Raw genomic sequence first — 1,787 nt, 5'->3', positions numbered from 1 at the left:
CTAGGAGCGTGAGTCAGTAACGCCTATTCGGCTTTGATGCCAATGAATGCCTCCGATGTCGTCGGGTTGGGTTGGGGCGTTGCCGACGCGATCGTCGTGGGCTGGGGCTCTGTATCCGTTCGCGTGCCGATCGAAAATAGGGCCACGGCCGTGTTGACGACGCAGGGCAGGATCGCTGTCGCCCGTCAGGGCGGTCTTGCCTGGTCTTTAGGTTGCCGGGTGGGGAGTGCTTTGCGTGGCGAGGCGGGCTTTGGTTTGCAGGGTGTGGAGTTTCATTAGGTTGTGGCAGGCGGCGATCAGGTCCCACTCGTGGGCTGCTTGCTCCAACCCGCGCAGCAGCAGGAATTTTCCTTGCCTCGTGTGGATTTGACCGAACACGGGCTCCACGATCGCTTTGCGCCTGGCGTAAACGGCGCGGCCTTTCTTCGTCTTCAACTTCCGGGCCATGCGTTCCCGGAGCGTCGCATCGGCGGGGATCCGGCCCCGAGGAACCTCGGGAACACGTTCGCCATGCTTGACCCGGCCGGTCGCGATGAAGAACTCGGTCCCGCCGTCGCTGGCCGTCTCAATGGTCTTGGCGTAGTCCAGGTTCGCGGCTGAACAATACCCGGCATCGGCGAGGACCTGCCGGGGCAGAACGCCCGTCGTGGTGTGGAGTTTCTCGACCAGGGGCACGACCTGTTCAACATCCACGCCAATATTCGTCAGCGTCGTCGCGACGATGATCTGATGATCCGCATCCACGATGGCCTGCGCGTTGTAGGCGTAATGGAAGGACCCGTCAGCGGTCTTCATGATCCGCGCGTCCGGGTCGGTGAAGTTGCGTTGAGCCTTCGGATTCACGACCGCGTTCTCGGCCGCATCCTCACCCTTCGCCGTGACAGCATCGTCGTCATCGCCCTTATCCCGGGCTTTCTTCTCGGCCTCTTTCCGCGCCCGGGCGGCCGCGTCCGCCTCCAAAGCGGCGCGCGCCTCGGCCAGTTTCACGAGGCGTGATTCCCGCCTCGCGAGCTCCGGCGGCAACTCATCACCGCGTTTGTCTTTCCCGAACCGGGCATCCTCGGCCTCATCGATCGCATCGGCGTCCGCCAGGAGGGCGGAGACTTCATCGGCGAGGACTTTCTGCTTCTCCGTCAACCGGGCGTAACTCATCGCTTTGCGCCTGGACGCGTTCGCCCGGACCTTGGTGCCGTCCAACGCGACCTGCCCCAGCGACACCATCCCAGCCGCACGACACAGTTCCAACGCCTGCAAAAACACGTTCCCCAGGCTCGCGAGGTGCCGTTTCCGGAACCGGGCGATCGAGCGAAAATCCGGTGCCTGCTGCGCGGCCAACCAACGAAAAGCGACCACGTCCACACAGACCCGCTCCAACTCCCGTGACGAGCGAACCCCGACGCAATACCCGTAAAGCAGCACGCGGACCATCAGCCGAGGGTCATAAGGCGGCTGGCCCTTCGACTTCGCGTAGGACGCGTAGAACTTCTTCAGGTCAATTTGAGTTTCGACGATGTCGGCGATGAAACGAGAGAGGTGGTTCTGCGGCAGCCACTCATCCAAAGACGGTGGAACCAACATCACGGCCGCCGGCTCGAACGCCCGGAACCGCTTGTTCACGCCGGCGCCAGCCTCGACTCCGTCGTCCATGACCAGGTCAACATGTTCGAGTTCTGTCGCGGGAAACAAACCATCAAAATCGCTCATAAGCAATTTTCCCAGACCAACAACCCCAGCCCAGGAAATCCGTCGGCGTTTTAAACTTCGCCGTTACTGACCCACGCTCCTAG

General features: G+C 62.3%; 1 protein-coding gene. It reads right to left on the bottom strand.

Features of this window, described 5'->3' with window-relative positions; all coding sequences use genetic code 11:
- Positions 1-207 precede the first annotated feature (207 nt).
- Positions 208-1,647, bottom strand: a complete 1,440-nt coding sequence (locus QN357_RS18835) for an IS1182 family transposase (RefSeq protein ID WP_322135178.1) — start codon at positions 1,645-1,647, stop codon at positions 208-210.
- Positions 1,648-1,787 lie beyond the last annotated feature (140 nt).

Source organism: Cryobacterium sp. RTC2.1 (genome assembly GCF_035018685.1).
In the GTDB taxonomy this organism is placed as follows: Bacteria; Actinomycetota; Actinomycetes; order Actinomycetales; family Microbacteriaceae; genus Cryobacterium; species Cryobacterium glucosi.
Note: the sequence above shows the minus strand (reverse complement) of the source record. Positions and strands in the feature narration are given on the sequence as shown.

Bases quoted from the DNA above. Each gene is read 5' to 3' on its own strand.
- QN357_RS18835 (WP_322135178.1), bottom strand. From the start codon at position 1,647: ATGGACGACGGAGTCGAGGCTGGCGCCGGCGTGAACAAGCGGTTCCGG.